Raw genomic sequence first — 20,411 nt, 5'->3', positions numbered from 1 at the left:
CGTTTTTTGTCTGTTGCATTCACTCTGTTTTCCCCTTTTCTATAATCTCTTGATGGAACTTTTTTGCTTTAACTATTAAATATACCCTTATTCTGGCTGTTTTTGTAGGGAAAACTTGAAAAAGCATAAGAAGGCTTCTCTAGATTTTTTCACTGGCAGCTTACAGGCGGGTCTTCATTTTGAGCATTGCAGTCCTTGGAGATCGCCTTTCCTGTGTTTATCGATTTCGCAGTCAGGGAAGCGAAGGAAGAAAGCAATTAGTGGGCGGTTGGGGGATTTTCTTAAGAATAGGGAGGGAAATTATGCATTTAAATAAGTTAAAAGACTTCCGGCTTGAAAAATTGGACGATTTGACAATAGCGGAATTGCAGAAAGAAATGGAAGACGGGGTGCTGACTTCTGAAGAACTTGTTTTGATGTTCCTTGAAAACATAAGCGAACGTGATCAAGACATCAATTCCATTATTGAAGTCAATCCGGAGGCGTTGAATATTGCACAAGCCTTGGACATTGAAAGAAAAATTTCCGGACCGCGTTCGGCTTTACACGGCATTCCGATTTTATTGAAAGACAATATCGGCACTGCGGATAAAATGCATACAAGTGCAGGGTCGTACGCGCTGAAGGATTTTTATGCGATGGAAGATGCGGGCGTTGCGGCAAAACTGCGAAAAGCGGGAGCGGTGCTGCTCGGAAAAACCCATATGACGGAATGGGCGGACATCATGTCAGATGAGATGCCGGATAATTATTGTTCGCGCTCGGGCCATATCAAGCACCCGTTCGGCGATTATGATATCGGCGGCTCCAGTTCCGGAAGCGCCGCTGCCATTGCCTTGAGTTTGGCGCAGGCGTCCATCGGTACGGAAACGTCCGGTTCGATTATCAATCCGGCTGATGAAAACAGCTTGGTGGGCATTAAGCCGACGCTTGGGCTGACGACCCGGAGCGGCATCATTCCATTGGCGCCCTCGCAAGATGTCGCCGGTCCGATCGCGAAAAACGTGGCGGATGCGGCATTGGTTTTGTCGGCCATTGTCGGATGGGACACCGCAGATGAAATTTCGGTTGGCGCCAAATTTTTTGAGTCCTATGATTGGCTGGCGCATTTGAAGAAAGACGGCTTGCAGGGCGTACGTCTGGCGGTGCCTCGCCATTTGTTTGAAGAACAAATCACGGCCAATGAACTGGAATTGTTCAACGAAGCGCTGGATGTGATTCGCTCACTCGGTGCTGAACTCATCGATCCGGTCGACCTCGGTGTAGCGGAAGAAGAAGCAGGCGACGAAGTGCAGTTTTTCGAGTTTAAGCCGAGCATTAATGAATACCTGGGCAAGTCACATCCTGCCAATCCGATCCGCTCGCTGGACGATTTGATCGCTTTTCACAACCGACATCCGGATCAAATGCTGCGCTACGGGCAGGACAAATTGGAGAAATCGAATGCAACATCCGGGCGCCTTAACGAACCCGAATACGTCGAAGCGCTGAAAAGAAAACGGCTGCTGGCAGGCGAACGGGCAATCGAATCCACGCTGGACAAGTTGGGGGCGTCCGCCATTGTGCTGCCAAAGGATTTTGGCGGCGGTATCGGCGCAACTGCCGGGATGCCGCTCATCACTGTGCCGTATCGGTTCGAAGACGAAAACGGGCCATTCGGCATCACATTTATGGGCCGAGCATTCAGTGATCCCACATTAATCGAGTTTGCCTACGCGTTTGAACAAGCGACAAATGGCCGGGTCAAACCGCCTTTTGGAAGTAAGGATGGACAAGAATAAGACATAAGAAACCCCAACTTCGACAGTGCTGCCGAAGTTGGGGTTTTTAGAAGAAAGAATCGCCTAATATCAAATCAATCAATGATCGTTGCCTTTCCTTGCTCACGCATCGTCTTTAAAGAAGCCAGCATATGATTGATTTCTTCATCGGTATGCCGCTCCCAGGTGCTTAATTCTGCAACAATTTTCAAAGGGGATTTCGACCGGTAGGAACGTGTTGGGTTGCCTGGAAAGCGTTTATCGGTCAAGTTCGGATCGTTTTCAAACTCGCCGAGCGGCTCGACGATGTAAATCCGTTCTTTGGCATCGGAAGCTGCCAGTTCAGCGCCCCATTTGGCCGCATTTAATGTGGCCGTGAAATAAATATGGCTTAAGTTTTTCTCTTGGAAATTGGACCGGTTTTGCGGTTCCAACAAATCGCCAATCTTCAATGCCGCTTTTGTGCCGTGGAAAAAAGGGCCGGGATCCAAAACATCTTTTTGTTCATTCATATGATCTGCCTCCTGTGTCTTTATTGTATACAATAGTATAGGACAGGAATTTGGTAAAAAGTAGTCTATAAATAATATTTTATTAGCGGTATAATAAAGGTAGAGGGAACGACATCGAATGATAATTATTCAATCAAAGCCTGCTTTCTCAACATCGAGAAAGCAGGCTTTTTGAGTTTAAGCGTCTGTTTGCCGTCGTTTATTCCATTTCACAGCGGGTAGATAACTGTATACGTTTTTATGAACCCAATTATCTAAAAGAGGTGTCCAATGATGAAAAACGATTTTACGATAAAGCACAAACTTGGCCTAGGTACTGCCCCGCTCGGCAATATGTTCCGGGACGTTCCTGAAAAAGAAGCGATGGAGACGATCCAGTCCGCCTGGAACGAAGGCATCCGTTATTTTGACACAGCGCCGTTTTACGGGGCCGGCCTAGCTGAACTGCGGCTCGGCGAAATCTTGTCTTCTTATAACCGGGACGACTTTTTGCTGAGTTCGAAGGTCGGGCGAATTATTTTGGATGAAGAGGAAGAAAAAGAAGGGCTGTTTGAGTACGGACGCAAGAATAAGATCAACACGGATTATACGGAAGACGGCACACTGAAATCGATTGAAGACAGTTTGAAGCGCTTGAAAACAGACCGATTGGATATGGTATATGTGCACGATTTATCTCCTGACTTTCTGGGAGATGAATGGATTACGAAATTTGATGAAGCACGAAAAGGCGCATTCCGTGTGCTGGACCGCCTCCGTGATGAAGGCGTGATTAAAGCGTGGGGGCTTGGCGTCAATAGGACAACGCCGATCGAAGTGGCGCTTGAGCTGGAAGAAGCCCATCCGGATTTGAGCTTGTCAGCTACACAATATACGCTGCTTCAACACGAGCGTGCCCTTGAGCGCATGATGCCGTTGGCTGAGAAAAAAGGCGGCGGGCTTGTGATAGGCGGAGCCTTCAACTCAGGTGCCTTGTTAGGCGGCGATTTTTTTGATTATCAGGAAATCACACCGGAAATCAAAAAGCGGGTCGAACGGTTTACAGATGTTGCACGCAATCATGGTGTGAAATTAAAAGATGCCGCGCTTCAGTTTTCGACCGCCCATCCTGCGGTAAAAGCCGTGGTTACGGGATCCACACGGCCGGATCGCATTAAGGAAGACTTAGCAGCATTGCAGTCAACCATTCCATCTGCTTTTTGGGAAGAGCTGGTTGAGGCTAAGCTTATTTCTTCCAAAGCAGTTTTGCCGGGGAAGTAAGAGCTGATTCAAATTTATAATGAAAAGAAAAAGGTTCCGGCTTGATTGCCGGAACCTTTTTCTATATTAATTTCTATTTACGGGTTGGTCGACCAAAGGCCAGCCGATTTCAATAAAACACGCGGATGCAACTTCAGTTGGGCAACCATTACTTCAGCCAAATCTTCCGGCTGCATGACTTTGTCCGGATTGCCGTCTGTCAGGTTTTCCGAAAACGCCAAATCAGTGGCAACGGTGCTTGGTGTCAAAGCGCTGACACGGATATTGTGCTTTCTGACTTCCAGCATCAACGATTCCGTAAGTCCGAGAACCCCGAATTTCGACGCACTGTAAGCACTTGTCACTGGCGCACCTTTTTGCCCGGCCGTTGAAGAAATATTGATAATGTCGCCAGATGCGCGTTCGATCATTTGCGGCAGCACTGCGCGAGTTACGTAATAAACACCCATCAAGTTGGTATCAATAATGCCTTTCCATTCATCAGGCGACAACTCAAGGAACTTGCCGAATTTCCCGATGCCGGCATTGTTGATCAAAATATCGATTGGTCCAAGCTCAGCCGTGATGTGTTCGACTGCTGCATTGACGGCTTCCATGTCAGCAACGTCCGCCACAGCGAATACGGTTTTCACTCCGTATTGTTCAAGTTCAGCTTGCACTTTTTCCAAATTGGCTGCCGTACGTCCGATAAGCCCGACGTTTATGCCTTCTGCTGCAAAAGCGATGGCAGTCGCCCGGCCAATGCCTTTCCCAGCTCCTGTAATTAAGGCATTTTTTCCTGTTAAGTTTTGCATATGAACAGCTCCTCTAGTATCAATCAGTTCCATTCATCAGTGTAGCAAAAGAAGGTGGAAAATCCCAAATGAAGAGCTCAGGAAGACTTTTCTTAGGCTGCATCAAAACTAAATGGTTTTCTTAAGAATTGAAAGGTTTCAGCGCAACAGGTATGATTTTGAAAAGCTTAAAACTTTGGAGAAGGAAGTGGCAGTGTGGAGAAAAAGTGGCTGATTTATGGAGCGTATGGCTATACAGGCGAATTGATCGCCAGAGAAGCGAAAGAGCGCGGCATGAGGCCGGTGCTGGCCGGGCGGAATCCCGATAAGCTCAAACCGTTATGCGACGAGCTGCAGCTGGAAGCCCGGGTTTTCCCGGTTGATGCAAACGCGGCTGAAAATCTGTCAGACATCGCACTTGTGCTGCACTGCGCCGGACCTTTTAAAAAAACCAGTGCGCCGATGATTGAGGCGTGCCTCGAGGCGGGAGCGCATTACTTGGATATTACCGGGGAGATCTCCGTGTTCGAGCACAGTTTTTCGCAAGATGCAGCAGCAAAAAAGGCCGGCATCACCCTTTGTTCAGGTGCCGGGTTTGATGTGATCCCGACAGATTGCACGGCGCTCCGTCTGAAAGAATTGCTGCCGGACGCGGTGAGTCTGTCACTCGGGTTTGATTCGGATTCAGGAATTTCACCCGGCACGTTTAAAACGATGATCGAAGGGATGGGTTCGGGCAGTGCAGAGCGGAGAACTGGCAAGATTGTCCCAGTGCCGCTCGGGAGCCAGCGCCGGATGATCGATTTTGGCCGAGGCAAACGTTCAAGCATTGGGATTCCGTGGGGAGATGTGTCGACCGCTTTTTACACGACCAACATACCGAACATTTCCACATGGATTCCGATGAACAAATCGCGCATCCTCGGCGCGCGGCTATTCAGCAGAGCGGGCTCCTTGCTTGCGCTGCCGGCTATCCAAAAAGCCTTGAAGAACTGGGTAGAGCGGCGGGTAAGTGGTCCGGATGAAGCTTTGCGCGCCGGAGCGCCTGCCTATATTTGGGGAGAAGCACGCAATGCAGGCGGCATTGTGAAAACCGTCCGGATCCAAACAGCGAATGTCTATGATGTGACCGTTTACGGAGCGCTTGAAGCAGTGAGCCGCTTGTTAGACGGCGATTTCCCATCCGGCAGTCAGACACCTGCCGCGTTATTTGGGTCGGATTTAATCGAAGGGTTGCCAGGTTCCGGGAAATTTGAAGAAGAGACGATTTATCCGGCTTGAGAAGAGAAAAAGGGGGCTGTCCCAAAAGGGGCTGACGTCCATTTCAGCGGACGCTTTCCGCGGGCTTGCGCAGGAAAGAATCGACCGAAGGGAGTTCGGTCGATTCTTTGCGACGAAGCAGCGAAGCGATGCAACGCTCTTTCATGTCTCGAAGCTAGCGAAGCGATGCAGAGACAGGAGCCCATGGTTTTCGCCGCTTCCATTCCCGTCAGCAAAATATAGAAACGGCTAAGAAAAGTGTTGCTTTTCTTAGCCGTTTCTATATTTTGTAGTTATGAGGCAGCCCCTTTTTTCCGTTCGGGAGTTTTTCACACGGCGAAAAACATCCGTTGAGTTCGGTCGTTGTTTCGGCGGCGTTTATTGCATAAATTGGCTGTCGGTTTGTAGAATTGCTTTACGGAATGTCTTTGAAGATGGAAAAATAAGGATTTACTGTCCGGAACAGTCCAAATACTTTCCGGAATGCCCAAAATACTTTCCAAAACAGTCCAAATACTTTCCAAAATCGACAAAATACTTTCCGGAGCCGGAAAAAGCAAAAAAGCATCGTTGCGAAACGATGCTTTTTTCTTATACTCCAATTTCTGTTCGCTCGCAAACGAGAATTTCCCGCAGGAACAAGCCTTTTTTGGCGATGCAGCGGTCGGTGATGGCAAAGCCCGCTCGTTCGATCATGTCGTCGATCGTTTCAATGGTCACGACGAGCAGCTTTTCGGTGATAGGACGGGCATGTTTTAGGATATCCTGCTGCTCATCCGGTGTGGCGTGCGTATATAGGTTATAGGGCATGTCGATAATGGCCACGTCGTATGGCTCGGTGATGTCGGCGATCGGCCCCAATTCGACTTGACCCGTCAGTCCGAAATGGGCGATGTTTTCCCGTGAACCGTCGACGACCAGCGGATTGATGTCCCGCCCGACAATGTCGATGCCCATCGACAAGGCCTCGACCAAAACCGTTCCAATGCCGCAGCACGGATCGATCGCTTTGATGCCATCCGGATTAGGCACCGCGATATTGGCGACTGCGCGAGCCACTCTCGTACTGAGCGCAGTGGAATATTCTCGTGGTTTTTGCTGGTGCTTGAACCAGACCGCTTCACTTTGCTCGTAGTTGCCGAAATACCAGCGCCCGCCGAATGGAATCAGCCCAAACGTGACATCGGGATTGTGGACATCCGCACGCCCCGTGATGGCCGCGCCAATCTGCCGTTCAATATCCCGTTTTTCCACGTATTCGACTTTATCCGTCAAAGCCAAGTCGTTGATCTTCGGAAAAATGACTTTGAATGTGGCCGTTTCCATATTGACTTCAGCTGCTTGCTGTAAAATGCCGGCTAAGTCCGCTGCTTCAAACAGCACTTCAAGCCGCTCTTTGATGAATGGGCTTCTGCTCGGGTCAATGCCGTACGAGCTTTTTAAAATTTTCTCTTCTGTATCTTTGCCGAAAAATGCGCGCATTTCCATGTGGCATAATTCCTTCTCGTCGTTGTGATAGGCGTATGTGTATAGAAATTCGCCTGTTGGCGTTAATCTTTTCAATTGATCCCGTCCTTTTTTCACGTTTCATTTATTTAGTATACCAATAACCGCAGAAAATCTTGTGGAAAAGCCGTTTTCGACAAAGCCTCGAAAATACGCTATGCTTAAAACAGTTTAACTTGCCGCTTCAGGCGGCGGGTAGAGCGAAAGGATGATTCATATGGCATTTCTAGACAAACTGAACGCCCTAAAAGACAAGTCGATCGAAAAAGGCAAAGCCCACTGGGAAGAAAACAAAGACGACTACAAAGAAAAAGCGACAATTTACAAAGACAAAGCCATGGTCATGAAAGACGACGTAGCGAATAAAATAAAAGAGAAAACGAAGAAATAAAAGACTTAGAGAAATGTTAACTGAACCCAAAATGTTGGTCGCTTAAAAAGTGGTCACGTTTGGGTTTTTTTCTATTTTTAGTATCTGTGTAGAAATAACTCGAAACAGTTCGACAATACGTTGCATTGAGGATGGTTTATTGCTGTTTTATTGTCATACGATAACTTACAATTTAATACAGGCAACCATGAAACGTGCAGTAGGCGAAGGGGAGAATGGTGTGAACGTAACCCGCAAAATGGTCAATAAACAATTACGGTTCAGAGGAATGTTATTGAACCGGCTGGTGACAAAATCGAGCGAAAAGAAATTTGTCCAGTCGATGCACAATTCCAAGCAGCAAATGGATAAACGATTCCGTGGGAACGACGTTGGAGGCTTGGACTGCAGCGAAGTGCTGGTGGAACGGAGAGATGGGTCCGCCGTTCGCGTCCGGATTTACAAACCGCTCCGACCGGTGAAAAATGTGCCGGGGGTGTTGTGGATCCACGGCGGCGGCTATGCGCAAGGCGTTCCGGAGATGAGCGGGGACATGTACAAGCGGTTAATTGAGACGAGCGATTGCGTCATTGTCGCACCGGATTACCGGTTGTCAATTGATGCTCCTTATCCGGCAGCGTTCGAAGATTGTTACATAGTGTTGGTATGGATGAAAAACCATGCAACAGAGCTGGGCATTCGGAACGATCAATTGATGGTTGGCGGCGAGAGCGCAGGAGGGGGCTTGGCGGCTGCGATTGCGCTATATGCGCGAGACAAGGGAGACGTGAACTTGGCGTTTCAAATGCCGCTTTATCCGATGATCGATGACCGGATGATAACGGAATCCGCGAAGGCAAACAATGCCTATGTGTGGAATTCGGATACCAACCATTGGGCGTGGAAATTATACTTGGGTGAACTGTTCGGAAAAGATGTGCCGGCCTATGGAGCAGCCGCACGAGCAGCGGATTACCGCAATTTGCCGCCGGCCGTAACGTTTGTTGGCGACATTGAACCGTTTCGGGATGAAACCATTCAATACGTGGAGAACTTGAGAAAAGCGGGCGTTTCGGTCGATTTCAAACTGTTTAAAGGCGCTTACCACGGCTTTGATATCATCCACCCGAAAGCGGAAATCAGCCAGCGGGCACGAGGCTTTTTAATGAAATCGTTCAAACATGCGGCCGAACATCTTTTTGCTCCGCAAAAACAGTAGATCTCATGTTACTGAAAAACAGTTTTATGTGAGGAGGGCGAGCATGAATATTGGAATCATCGGTACAGGCAATATTGCGTCGTATTTATTGGAGCAAATAAACCATAATCAGCTGACTAACGGCAAAATCACAGCCGTTTTCGGACGTAATCGGGAAGTGGGCAAAGGGTTGAGTGACCGGTTTGGAATCGATTTTCACACGGATTTCCAGGAATTTCTGAAGGCGCCAGTCGATATTGTTGTGGAGGCTGCTACAGTGGAAGCGGCAGGTCTTTATGTGAAAGACGTGGTGGCTAGTAAGAAAGACCTCGTCGTCAGCAGCATTGGCGTTTTTAAGGAAATCGATTTCTTGAATGAAGTCAAAACGTTGGCGGAATCTGCCGGCACCCGCGTTTATTTGCCATCCGGTGCGATCGGTGGATTGGACGTTTTGCAATCTGCGAAAGCGGCTGGCGGATTGAAGCATGTGCAGATCATTACACGGAAATCACCTGCATCTCTTGGGATTGAGGCGGACGAAGAAAAAGTGATATTTGAGGGTTCTGCTTTTGATGCCATTGGGAAGTTTCCGAAGAATATCAATGTGGCGCTGGTGCTTGCGCTTGCGGGGATCGGCGTCGAGAAAACGAAAGTGCGCATTATCGTTGATCCGGCCGTTGAACGAAATACCCACACGATCGAAGCGGAAGGGGATTTCGGACGGATGCAGCTGCAAGTCGAAAACAACCCGATGCCGAGCAACCCGAAGACGAGTTTGCTGGCTGCGATGAGTATTTTGGCTGTGCTGCAAAACAGAGGGCAGGCTGTGAGGATCGGCAACTGAGTGTTATTACAACTAAAATAAAAAGGAGATTCGGATGCGGCGTTTATCTTTCTTCAGCATCGCTCTATCAACAGTTGGTTTATTGGACCATATATTATTTGATCTTAAAAACTATATGCCAGCTTTGCCAGCCAATGTCTTAATTGCTGTATTCACACTTATTCTGCTTTCAGCCGTGGTTTCTTTACGCACTATGAAAGAAGGCACGAAATAAAAAACAACCGCCATTCCTTTACGGAAATGGCGGTTGTTTACATCAGCCGTATTGGGTTTTTACCAGCTCAAATAAATTGGTTTTTCTCAAATACTCTTCTGGCGCCAAGAATGTCACGGTGACAACTCCCGGAAGGCGGCCGATTTCAATGGCTCCGGTGATGGTCGCGCGGTTCATGATTTCCGGAACGGTCACGCCGAAAAATTCAGCGGCGCGGTTCAGTCCGTTTTCCGTTGCATCGTTCAAATTCGGCCCGGATCCGATGAAGGAGACGGGATACGATTCTTCAATTTTGGTGACGTTCCATTTGTCAGCGATTTGCTGGGCCGATTGCCGTTCTGCTGCGGTGAATGGCTTAGCCGTGTAGGGCAGGTCTTCAATATTTGGCAGCAAGATCGGCCCTTGGATATTGAAGCCTTTCAGAACGTGCACTTGGAGATGGGCAATGCCTGAAACGTCTGCCGTATGCCCGGCTATTTCGCCGTCGCCTTGCATGGCGTGCATATCGCCCAGGTAAATGCCGCCCCCTTCGACTTTCACCGGACAAATCAACACAGCACCGGCGCGCACCCGGTTGACGTCCAAGTGGCCGTCTGTCCGGTGCGTCTCCAATTCTTCCTGGGTGCTTTTGTAGTCATGAGTTGCACCAACGAGGAACGAACCAAAATCTCCGGCATTATGGGAGTCCGGCGTTGGACGAGATGGCGTCGTTCCCAATTGGCCAAGGAATGGGCGCATGCGTGCCATTGTGCCAACTAAATCGTGCGGCGCAAACGTCACCACTGGGTTCTGCACAGAAGCTTCAGGCGTGCTCATGTATTCGCGTCCGGCTTTAGCAATTGTTTCGGCTGCTTCTTGCGGCAATGTGAGGCCGACATCGCCTTTTTCACCGAAGAAAATGGTATAGCCATTTGTGAAAACAAAAGGGGTGGCATCGGCTCCGCAGTTTGCGCAGCGGATGGCTTCCATGCCGATGCCTTTAATGACGGTTTCCGGGTTTTTCGTTCCGCATTCCGAACATTTAGCGGCTACGTAGCCATCGCCATCTGCGCGGTCTGCAATCATTTGATCGTTCCCGGACGCCGTTGCTTGGGAAGTCACCGTAATGGCGTGAATCCGGACGGCGATCGCATCTCCGGGTTCGGCCCCTTCCACATAAACTGGCTTCGTCACTTCATGGCCGCCTTTGATGCTTGGGGTGATCATCGGCCCCCAACAGCCCGGTGCGGTGTTGGCAATAATAAATCCGCCATCTTTCACAGGACCTAACATTTCTTTTTCCGGATCCAAAATGCCATCGACAAAGTGATTAACGAATAGAGTTTCAGCTACAGTTTTGTTCACGTTGCTCCTCCTTATGATTTAATTATCTGACTATTTAAATTATATAATGTTGTGTGCTGCTTTAACAGTCGTGTTGAATAAATAATCAAAAGAAGCAGATGGCATTCTTTTTTCACTAAAGCGGATCATTCAATAAATCAAAAAGAAGGATGCTAAAAAAGGCGTTGCCTAAACCCTGACAGGTCCTTGGCAACGCCTTTATTGTTTGAAAGTGAGATTTTATCGGAAATTTGGCAATAAAAAACACCCTTATAGGATGATTATAAACGTAAAAATATAATGGTTCGACAAGCATAGAAAATCAGCCCAACGCATTGAAAAAAGCGGGGATCTGTGGTAAATTTATATAGATATATGAATAAATTATTGTTGGTATAGACTATCTCTATTTTATATTATACGCCATAATTCTTGGTTTGTCAAACGAAAAATACTGAAGGAGTGGTTGGGGTGGATTCAGTGTTTCACCAGGAGCAGCAACGAGTAAATCGCGTAGTCCAGGAGATAGAGGCGCAAATTTTAAAGCTGGAAAAAGAAAGTTCTCAACGCCAAAAAGAACTCGTTTATACCCGCAAACACTTTTGGGATGAAATCAAAGTGAACATCGATAGTTTTGATGATTTTCTCGAGACGATTATCGGATTAAGACAAGAAACGCAAGCCTTGTCAGCGAACCAAGGCACCGAGAAAGTTGCTGCGCAAAAGTTGTCCAAGCTCCGGCGAATGAAAGACGTTCCTTATTTCGGCCGCATTGATTTTCTGGAAGAAGGCGAAAAGGCGGAAGAACAAGTCTACATCGGCATTTCCACACTCATGGATTCCGATGGCGAAGATTTTCTCGTTTACGACTGGCGAGCGCCGGTCTCAAGTGTCTATTATGAATACCAAACAGGCCCTGCTGCGTATTCAACGCCTGAAGGTGAAGTCAACGGAATGTTGGAGAAAAAAGTGCAATACTTGATCCGGGACGGTGTGCTTCAATCGATGTTCGATACGAGCCTGACCATCGGCGATGAAATTTTGCAGGAAGTTCTGGGCAAAGGCACCGACAAACACATGCACAATATCGTCGCGACCATTCAACAAGAGCAAAACCGCATCATCCGCCATGACAGCGGCAGGCTGCTTGTCGTTCAAGGTGCAGCGGGCAGCGGGAAAACATCGGCCGCGCTGCAGCGTATTGCGTATTTGCTTTATAAATACCGGGCGCATCTCCGGCCGGATCAAATTATTTTATTTTCACCGAATTCCATGTTCAACAGTTACGTCTCCAATGTCTTGCCGGAACTCGGAGAAGAAAATATGCAGCAAGTGACGTTCCAGGAGTATCTGGACCATCGCTTGAGCGGGGAGTTCCACCTGGAAAATCCGTATGAGCAATTGGAATACGTGCTAACGGCTGCAAATAGCCCTTCTTATGAAGCAAGGATTGCAGGCATCCAGTTTAAAGCGTCCCGTTTCTTTTTCCGCGCGATTGAATCCTACCGGAAGTCGCTGGAATTGTCTGGCATGCAATTTGAAGATGTAGTTTTCAGAGGCAAACCGATTGTGACTGCTCAGCAAATCGCGGAACGGTTTTACGAAGCCGACACCTCGCTCCGCTTCCACAACCGGCTGGAGAACTTGCAGAATTGGCTGCTTCAGAAAATAAAAGAAACGCGCAAAGCCGAAATGGCAAAGCCGTGGGTCCAAGAGAAAATCGAGCTTCTCAGCGACGACGAATTCCACAAAGCCCACAACTTCTTGGCGAAAAAAAGCGGGCTGACCGGAGAAGCGGCGGCCGATTACGAAGTGACGCCAGAGGCTTTGGCCCGTTTGATTGTCCAACAGAAATTAAAGCCGCTGCGCAAACATGTGAAAGCGCTCGGGTTTATTGACGTCAAAGCGATCTACAAGCAGCTGTTTTCGGATTCCCGCCAAATTCACAAATGGATGGAGGGCGAAATGCCTGAAGAGTGGCAAGAGATTTGCCGGGTGACGCTGAGAAATTTGGATGAAGGCAAACTTGCTTACGAAGACGCGACGCCTTTTTTGCTCTTAAAAGAACTGATTCAAGGTTTCCAAGTGAACAGCTCCATCCGCCACATTATCGTGGACGAAGCGCAGGATTATTCAACGTTCCAGTTCGAGTTTTTAAAGCGTTTATTCCCGGCCGCCCGAATGACGGTGCTTGGCGATTTTAACCAGGCGATATTCGCCCACGCAAACGAACAAGACGATTTCGATGCGTTGAAGAGCTTGTACGGACCGGATCAAACGGAACTGATCAACATGACACGCAGTTACCGTTCCACAAAACCGATCATTGAATTCACCCGCAAGCTCGTGCCTAACGGCGAACACATTATTCCGTTTGAACGCGCCGGTGAATGGCCGGCAGTGACGCAAGTCGCCGATCGCAACGACCTGCACCGCAGCATCGAATCAAAAATTGAGTCATTTAAAAGCCGCGGCTTTAACAGTGTTGCCGTGATCTGCAAATCGGCCGAGGAAAGCAAACAAGCTTATGAAGGTTTGTCGAACATTGAAGATTTGAAGCTTATTAAAAGCGGCACTGCCGAATACGAAGAGGGCATTGTCGTCATTCCGACCTATTTGGCAAAAGGCATTGAGTTCGATGCGGTAATTATTTACGACGCTTCCGCGAAAGTATACGACGATGAGCGCCTGCGCCGATCGTTTTATACGGCTTGTACAAGAGCGATGCATGATTTGCAGCTGTACAGCATCGGCGAAGCAACCCCGCTGTTGAAGGATGCGTGGAAAGAAAGATTTGTTCGGACTTGATCCAAAGGCAAGCAAGTATTTTGCGATTAACTAACCAATTAAAGCGCTGCCAGGTTAACCGGCAGCGCTTTTTGTGTTGGGGTGGCAGAACTAGCTTATTGTGTGAAGCACCGTGAATAATTAGTTACACGAAACCTGAAAAGTAAGTTAGAATACGATTTAACAAAGTTTCTCTTAAAGGAGGGTGTTGAGTTGAAAGACATCATACGAGGAAATCCGGAATTTGCGAGAACCATCAACCAGAAAGTCTTGCTTAATCTTATCTTGAAACAGGAAGCAGTATCCCGGGCTGAATTGGCAAAAATCAGCAAATTATCACGGCCTACAGTATCAAGTATTATTGAAGACCTCAAGGAACAGAATTTTATCATGGAGGTCGGACTAGGCACTTCTGGCGGTGGAAGGCGGCCCGTCATGATTAAAATCAACAAAGAAAGTATTTATCTGATCGGGATAGATATCAACCCTGACAGCATCACCGTTGCACTTGCCAACATGGGGCTCCAAATTCTTGATTCCATTGCCGTGCCGATCGAATCGGCCACGACGAAACATCAAATCATTCAGCATATGTTTGAGGGAATCGATGCATTGCTTAAACGATCAAAAATCGATGAACAACGGGTAATGGGAATCGGCATTTCTTCACCGGGCCAGATCGATTCGAAAGCCGGATACGTCTATTCGTCAAATACGATTAAAAATTGGAATTCGGTCAATTTAAAAGAACTGTTTGCTGAGAAATACAACATCAAAACATATGTTGAACATAACGTAAAAGCCATGGCTTTAAGAGAATTATGGTTCGGCAACAATCAAAACTTGAAAAATTTTATCGTCATCAAAGCGGGCATCGGAATTGGTGCTGGCATTGTCACGAACGGCAAAATCTATCTTGGATCCAAAGGGAATTCAGGAGAGTTCGGCCATACTTTTATAAGTTTAGACGGGCCAAAGTGCAAATGCGGAAATCAGGGATGTTTGGAAGCCCATGCAGATCTGGAAGCGATTAAACGAGACATTTTGCTGCTGGCAAAGAAAAGTCCAACGAGCCAGTGGAAAAACGAAGAAGCCATTACAACGCTGCAGTTATACGAGGCTTTAGAAAAAGAAGATCCGATTGCAAAAGAGGTTGTCCAAAAAGCTGGCATGTATATGGGGATCGGAATAGTCAATCTGATTCATTTGTTTAATCCTGAAGCCATTTACTTGGGCGGAGAAATGAACAAGCTTTGGCCATTTATCAGCGAGCCGCTGCTGGATATGGTTGAGAAACGGACCATTGCCAACCTCGACACTGTTGTTATCCGGCCTCTAGAAGGTCCAGCGGCTTTAAACAGTTCGTCTAATAATATCGGGGTGCAAAGTGCGGCTGCCGTTGTATTTGATAAAGAGTTTCAAATTCCCGTTCGGAGAGTGTAATCGAGTTTTGAAAAAGTTTATTAAATAGTCAAAATATTTGTTGCATTATCTTTTGAAGTATTTCATAATTTATTACAACATCCACTTTGTTAAGGAAGTTTACTAACTTTTTTGAAATAGCTTTTATACATTTAAGGGGGCTTGGATAATGAAAAAGATGTTCAGCACACTTTTGTTGTCGTCGGTGTTAATCTTGTCGGCTTGCCAGTCTGGTAATGATTCGGGAGAGGGATCCGGTGAAAGCGCTGGCCAAGTAACGCTCAAAGTTTTATCCAGTGACGATTTTGCGGATTTCCGCGGGGGGGTAATCGACGAATTTGAAAAACAAAATCCCGACATTAAAATCGACATGGAATCGGTCGCGTACGACCAGCTTCACGACAAAGAAATCGCTTCTTTCAACAGCGGCAGCAGCGGCGGCTATGACGTAGTGGACGTGGATGAGATTTGGACAGCTGAATATGCGGAAGGTGCCTTTATCAAAGATGTCAGCGACAACCTTACAGAAGATATGAAATCAGGAATTTTGGAATCCGGCTTGAACATTACGAAGTATAACGATAAATACTATGGGCTGCCAATGTTCAACGACGTTCTGTTTTTCTATTACAACGAAGACCTATTAAAGCAAGCGGGCTATGATGCTCCACCGGCTACATGGGACGAATTTGTTGAAATGTCCAAGGCGCTTCAGGACAAAGGGTTGGTTGATGGGAAAGCGAGCAACTGGGGCTTCAGTGCAAATGAGGGACTTGTTTGCTACTTTACTGAATTCCTTGGATCGCACGGTGGGCAGTATATGGATGAGCAAGGCAATATTGTTTTCAACAATGAACAAGGTCAGCAGGCTTTGCAATTCATGGTGGATATGATGGGCAAACATGGTGTAGTTGATTCATCAGCAGTTAGCGCCAATGACCGACAAATTTTGGACAGCTTCAAGGAAGGCAAAACAGCATTCGTTTCGGGCTGGTCGTTTTACTGGGGAGAATTGAACAGTGATGATTCGCCGGTAAAAGATAAGATTAAAGTTGCGTTGACTCCAGGAGCAAATGGCACAGAATCTTCGACAGCGACTGGTTCGATGTATCTTGGCGTTTCCCAGCAAAGTGAACATCCGGAAGAGGCGTGGAAATTCATTGAGTTTTTAGCAAGCAAAGATATTCAAAAACAACAATCCACCGAAGCCGGCTCACTGCCGATTTGGAGCGATTTGTATACCGATGCCGATCTGACCGGCAGCAATCCGCAATTTGAAAACATGGGCAAGCAGCTTGAACACACATTATCGAGACCGTCTCTGGTCAATTACAACGAATTTTCGAAAACACTGCAAAATGAGTTGCAAGCGGCGTTGATCGGTGATAAGAGCCCGAAAGAAGCGCTTGATGCAGCGGCTGCAAAAGCTGAAGAACTAAAACAACAATAAGCATTCCCGGCATCTGGATGCCCAAGAGAATGATTATGGAGTGAGCGCATGAAGAAGTTGCGGCCTTACCTTTACTTAACTCCCAGTTTTATTGTCGTTATTTGCTTGATACTGGTGCCGATCATTTATGCTTTGTTTATCAGTTTTATTGATCTTACCCAAAATGTTAACAAACTGAGCGATTCGGAATTGTGGAGTTTTGTAGGGTTTAAAAACTATATAGAGATTCTGACAAGCAACACATTTTGGAGCACGTTAGGCCGGACGCTGTACATCACTTTTGTATCGGTTGGCCTGGAGTTGTTCCTCGGGTTGAGCATTGCCTTAATCCTAAATGAAAAATTTATCGGCAGAGGGTTTGTCCGTGGAATCATGTTGATTCCATGGGCTTTCCCTACTATTGTGAATGCGGTTCTTTGGCGTTGGTTCTATGATCCAAATCATGGTGCAATCAATGGGGTGCTTGCCAAGCTTGGCTTTATCGAGGAAGGAGAATACATCAATTTCCTTGGATCTGCCTTCTCGGCATTAAACGCCATCATTATTGCCGATGTGTGGAAAAATACGGCATTGGTGGCCTTGTTGCTGCTGGCTGCTCTCCAGTCGATACCGGGTTCTTTGTACGAAGCAGCGCAAATAGACGGAGCAAGCAGTTGGAAGCGGTTCGTTAATGTCACGTTTCCTTTATTGGCGCCCGCGATTCTCGTCACGTTGGTTCTGCGGACAATGGAAGCATTCAAGATATTCGACCTTATTTACATTATGACGGGCGGGGGGCCGGCAGAAGGCACCCAGGTTATGTCTTTCTTGACTTATCAGCAAACGATGATGTTTGGGAAGTATAGTTTCGGGGCAGCCATTGCCTTTTTGATGTCTTTATTTGTTTTGTTATTTGCTTTCATCTATATCAAATTACTCTACAAGGATTTGGAGTAGGTAAAATGAGAAAAAAACGGCTGAAAAAATTCTTTCTTTACGTCGGGGTTCTCTTGGTGCTCGTTTTTACGCTATTGCCGATTTACATGCTGTTTATGGCAACCATTACGCCAAGCACAGAATTGAACGCAAAAACGACACATTTTATACCGAGCGAAGTCACGTTTGATAACTATAAAAATTTATTTGCAGGAGAAGCGAACAGCGGCGGCGCTCCGCCATTTTTCTTAGCACTCCGAAATAGTTTGGTCATCTCGCTGTCGACTACGGTGCTGTCCATTGCGATCGGCATGTTCGCCGCTTATTCTTATGCGCGGTTTCAGTTTAAAGGAAAAAGCCAACTTTTAATGTCCGTGTTGGGATTGAGGATGGTGCCGGAAATCGTCTTGCTCATTCCGCTATATATCATCTTTGCCCGAGCCGGCATGATCGATAATGTTGGGACATTAATCGTGATTTACACCATTTTTAACTTGCCATTCGTAATTTGGCTGTTGCAGGGGTTCTTCAGTTCCATCTCTAAAGACATGGAAGAATCCGCTTTAATGGACGGTGCAACTCACATCCGGTTTTTGTTCCGGTTTATTATTCCGTTGTCTGCTCCAGGGTTAATCGCAACGGCTATCTTCGTCTTTTTAATCTCATGGGATGAATTTATGTTCGCTACTATTTTCACATCAACTTACGACGCAAAAACGCTGACAGTAGCCATTTCCGAGTTTTCGCAAAAAGGGATGGTCGATTTTGGGCTGCAAATCACAGCAGGGTTTTTAGGGTCAATACCTCCTATCATACTCGCCTTGATTTTGCAGCGGTATATCATCAGCGGCCTATCAGAAGGATCTGTGAAAGGATGATGGAAGGATGAGTCTGTTTTATCAAGAAGTGCTTGAACAGCCGAAAGCAATCAAAGATACCATTAAAGAAAATAGCAATACCGAACTTTCCATTGATTCCGATAAGCCAATTTTGTTTTCCGGAATGGGCAGCTCGCTTGCCGCGTCACAGCTTGCTGCGCTTTATCTGAACAGTTTTGGCGGAAAGGCTCAAGCGATCGACAGTTCTGAGCTATTGCATTATCAAATGGATATGTTGAAGAATTATAATGTTTTCTTAAGTTCTCAAAGCGGGGAAAGTGTGGAGACGAAAGAAATCGCCAATCAATTTAAAAAAGCACAAGCGATCACAAATAGCCCAGGCAGTTCCATTTCAACTGCTGCATCTGCAGTTTATTACACGAAAGCCACACCGGAAAAAGCCATTGCCTCATCCAAATCCTTTACGACTACGGTAGCGCTCATGCTGTATTTGGCAGCTAAGGAAATTGGCCGATCACTCGAAAACGAAATTCTTCAAGCAGCCGACATTATTGAAGAAGTGTTGGCGACTAGATTCGAGGAAATCGGTGCCATCTTGTCTGAAACGATTGATCCCAACTGGCCTTTGCTGCTCATTGGACGAGGGCCAAGTGTCATTACGGCAGATCAAGGCGGGCTGACGTTAAAAGAAACGTCACGGATTTTTTCGGAATCGTTATCTTCAGCGCAATTCCGGCACGGCCCTCTGGAACTGCTGAAAGAAAAGTTTCAGTGCATCTTGTTCAATCCGTACGGCAAAACCTATGAACTGAACAAAGAAATGGCGAAAGAAATTGCAGGCCATGGCGGAAAAGTAATTTATGTTTCCGATGAACCTTTGGTGGAAAAAAATATTGTGTCCATTCCCATCAACTCGGTGCATGAGTTTGTCAGCCCGATAATTTATTCCTGCGTCGTCCAAATTGCCGCGATTAAGTTGTGCGAGAAAAAAGGCTTAGTGGCAGGGGAAGCTTCTCTCATCAGCAAGGTCACGGGGAAACAATAATGATCGGCTTAGTTGGGAACCTCAATATAGACTTAATCCTTTCCCATCTGAATGAACAACCGAAATTCGGATCGGAATATGTCATGGAAAGCAGCATACTGCGGCCTGGTGGAATTGCGAATGTTTTGCTGCCGCTGAGCGAGTTAGGGGAAAAACCGCTGATCGTCTCCCTGCTCGGCAACGATTATTATGGAGACTTAATCTACAAAGAACTGCAGCCGAAAGTGGTAGACGGGATTAAGCGCACGGAAAGCGACACGTCCTTATCCATCGGAGTTGTAAACCAAAGTTCTGAACGTTTCTTTTTAACGCACTTTGGGAACTTAACGGAATTTACATACGAAACCGTCAAGAGTGCAAAACAATTGCCGGAGTGCAGGGCTGTGATGTTTTATGGTTATTTTTTGTTGCCGAATTTTGGCTACGACGGAACAAGAAAGGCTTTAGTTGATGCTAAAAATCAAGGTCAAACGACTTTCCTGGACGCCAATTCCGACATCGATGGCTGGAATGAGGAACAAGTGCAGGAAATATTGAGTTTGCTTCCGCATATCGATTATTTCATGCCCAATAAAGAAGAGGCTTCTTATTTAACCAAGCAATCTGAACCGGAAAACATGATACGAGTCTTTAAAGAAAATGGCGCTAAAAACGTAATAATCAAAAATGGCCCGGCTGGTTCGATTGCGTCGATCGATAATCAAATCTATCGAGATGAAGGATTTGATACCAATGCGATAGATACAGTAGGAGCAGGAGACAGTTTTGATGCGGGCATTCTTTACGGATTCCATCATGATTTTTCGCCCGAAAAAATGCTGGAATTTGCAAATGCGTTGGCCAGTATTGTAGTTACCCGCAGTCTTGATCGATACCCGAGTTTAGAGGAAATACAAGTGCATATTGAAAACCGGACGCAAAACAAGTAAAGCC

The 20,411-nt window shown here is 46.7% G+C and carries 17 protein-coding genes; 13 read left to right on the top strand and 4 right to left on the bottom strand.

Annotated elements, in window-relative coordinates; all coding sequences use genetic code 11:
• Window positions 1-302: 302 nt before the first annotated feature.
• Window positions 303-1,781, top strand: a complete 1,479-nt coding sequence (locus tag ACRRQV_RS14595) for an amidase family protein (RefSeq protein ID WP_432532144.1) — start codon at window positions 303-305, stop codon at window positions 1,779-1,781.
• Between the two features lie 74 nt (window positions 1,782-1,855).
• On the opposite strand, the gene arr is transcribed toward ACRRQV_RS14595, so the two are convergent.
• Complete coding sequence (gene arr / locus ACRRQV_RS14590) at window positions 1,856-2,272, bottom strand: NAD(+)--rifampin ADP-ribosyltransferase (RefSeq protein ID WP_432532142.1); 417 nt, start codon at window positions 2,270-2,272, stop codon at window positions 1,856-1,858.
• 270 nt (window positions 2,273-2,542) lie between these two features.
• On the opposite strand from arr, the gene ACRRQV_RS14585 reads away from it, so the two are divergent.
• A complete protein-coding gene (locus ACRRQV_RS14585; RefSeq protein ID WP_432532140.1) occupies window positions 2,543-3,532 on the top strand; it encodes an aldo/keto reductase in 990 nt (329 codons plus the stop codon).
• A gap of 77 nt (window positions 3,533-3,609) precedes the next feature.
• On the opposite strand, the gene ACRRQV_RS14580 is transcribed toward ACRRQV_RS14585, so the two are convergent.
• The gene (locus tag ACRRQV_RS14580) at window positions 3,610-4,326 is read right to left on the bottom strand and encodes a 3-ketoacyl-ACP reductase (RefSeq protein WP_432532138.1); all 717 of its coding nucleotides are present in this window, start codon (window positions 4,324-4,326) and stop codon (window positions 3,610-3,612) included.
• Between the two features lie 195 nt (window positions 4,327-4,521).
• On the opposite strand from ACRRQV_RS14580, the gene ACRRQV_RS14575 reads away from it, so the two are divergent.
• Window positions 4,522-5,586 (top strand): saccharopine dehydrogenase family protein, encoded by a 1,065-nt coding sequence (locus ACRRQV_RS14575; protein ID WP_432532136.1) that lies wholly within the window; start codon window positions 4,522-4,524, stop codon window positions 5,584-5,586.
• Window positions 5,587-6,156: 570 nt separating this feature from the next.
• Here the strand turns inward: ACRRQV_RS14575 and ACRRQV_RS14570 are convergent.
• Window positions 6,157-7,128 (bottom strand): TRM11 family SAM-dependent methyltransferase, encoded by a 972-nt coding sequence (locus tag ACRRQV_RS14570; protein ID WP_432532134.1) that lies wholly within the window; start codon window positions 7,126-7,128, stop codon window positions 6,157-6,159.
• A gap of 160 nt (window positions 7,129-7,288) precedes the next feature.
• Between ACRRQV_RS14570 and ACRRQV_RS14565 the strand changes: the two genes are divergently transcribed.
• From ACRRQV_RS14565 to nadX, 3 genes are all read left to right on the top strand, one after another.
• On the top strand, window positions 7,289-7,462 hold the full coding sequence (locus ACRRQV_RS14565) for a hypothetical protein (protein WP_432532132.1): 174 nt from the start codon (window positions 7,289-7,291) through the stop codon (window positions 7,460-7,462).
• A 187-nt stretch (window positions 7,463-7,649) separates the two neighbouring features.
• Entirely contained in the window at window positions 7,650-8,660 is a 1,011-nt protein-coding gene (locus tag ACRRQV_RS14560; RefSeq protein WP_432532130.1) for an alpha/beta hydrolase, read from the top strand.
• A 43-nt stretch (window positions 8,661-8,703) separates the two neighbouring features.
• On the top strand, window positions 8,704-9,483 hold the full coding sequence (gene nadX, locus ACRRQV_RS14555) for an aspartate dehydrogenase (protein WP_432532128.1): 780 nt from the start codon (window positions 8,704-8,706) through the stop codon (window positions 9,481-9,483).
• 256 nt (window positions 9,484-9,739) lie between these two features.
• Here nadX and ACRRQV_RS14550 read toward each other — a convergent pair whose 3' ends face one another.
• The gene (locus ACRRQV_RS14550) at window positions 9,740-11,041 is read right to left on the bottom strand and encodes an acetamidase/formamidase family protein (protein WP_432532126.1); all 1,302 of its coding nucleotides are present in this window, start codon (window positions 11,039-11,041) and stop codon (window positions 9,740-9,742) included.
• Between the two features lie 450 nt (window positions 11,042-11,491).
• On the opposite strand from ACRRQV_RS14550, the gene helD reads away from it, so the two are divergent.
• The 7 genes from helD to ACRRQV_RS14515 all read left to right on the top strand — a co-directional run bounded on the left by helD (window position 11,492) and on the right by ACRRQV_RS14515 (window position 20,407).
• Window positions 11,492-13,828 carry an RNA polymerase recycling motor HelD gene (gene helD, locus ACRRQV_RS14545; protein WP_432532124.1) on the top strand — a complete coding sequence of 779 codons (2,337 nt, stop codon included), beginning with the start codon at window positions 11,492-11,494 and terminating at the stop codon, window positions 13,826-13,828.
• A gap of 192 nt (window positions 13,829-14,020) precedes the next feature.
• Window positions 14,021-15,250 (top strand): ROK family transcriptional regulator, encoded by a 1,230-nt coding sequence (locus tag ACRRQV_RS14540; RefSeq protein ID WP_432532122.1) that lies wholly within the window; start codon window positions 14,021-14,023, stop codon window positions 15,248-15,250.
• A gap of 148 nt (window positions 15,251-15,398) precedes the next feature.
• Complete coding sequence (locus ACRRQV_RS14535) at window positions 15,399-16,679, top strand: extracellular solute-binding protein (RefSeq protein ID WP_432532119.1); 1,281 nt, start codon at window positions 15,399-15,401, stop codon at window positions 16,677-16,679.
• Window positions 16,680-16,727: 48 nt separating this feature from the next.
• On the top strand, window positions 16,728-17,615 hold the full coding sequence (locus tag ACRRQV_RS14530) for a carbohydrate ABC transporter permease (RefSeq protein ID WP_432532117.1): 888 nt from the start codon (window positions 16,728-16,730) through the stop codon (window positions 17,613-17,615).
• 5 nt (window positions 17,616-17,620) lie between these two features.
• On the top strand, window positions 17,621-18,472 hold the full coding sequence (locus ACRRQV_RS14525; RefSeq protein WP_432532115.1) for a carbohydrate ABC transporter permease: 852 nt from the start codon (window positions 17,621-17,623) through the stop codon (window positions 18,470-18,472).
• Between the two features lie 7 nt (window positions 18,473-18,479).
• Window positions 18,480-19,478 (top strand): SIS domain-containing protein, encoded by a 999-nt coding sequence (locus tag ACRRQV_RS14520; protein WP_432532113.1) that lies wholly within the window; start codon window positions 18,480-18,482, stop codon window positions 19,476-19,478.
• Complete coding sequence (locus ACRRQV_RS14515; RefSeq protein ID WP_432532111.1) at window positions 19,478-20,407, top strand: carbohydrate kinase family protein; 930 nt, start codon at window positions 19,478-19,480, stop codon at window positions 20,405-20,407. Before ACRRQV_RS14520 ends, ACRRQV_RS14515 begins: the two co-directional genes overlap by 1 nt.
• Window positions 20,408-20,411: the final 4 nt, after the last annotated feature.

This window comes from Planococcus sp. YIM B11945, assembly GCF_050864155.1.
Taxonomy (GTDB): domain Bacteria; phylum Bacillota; class Bacilli; order Bacillales_A; family Planococcaceae; genus Planococcus.
The sequence above is the reverse complement of the archived record's forward strand: the minus strand, read 5'-3'. Positions and strand labels throughout refer to the sequence as shown.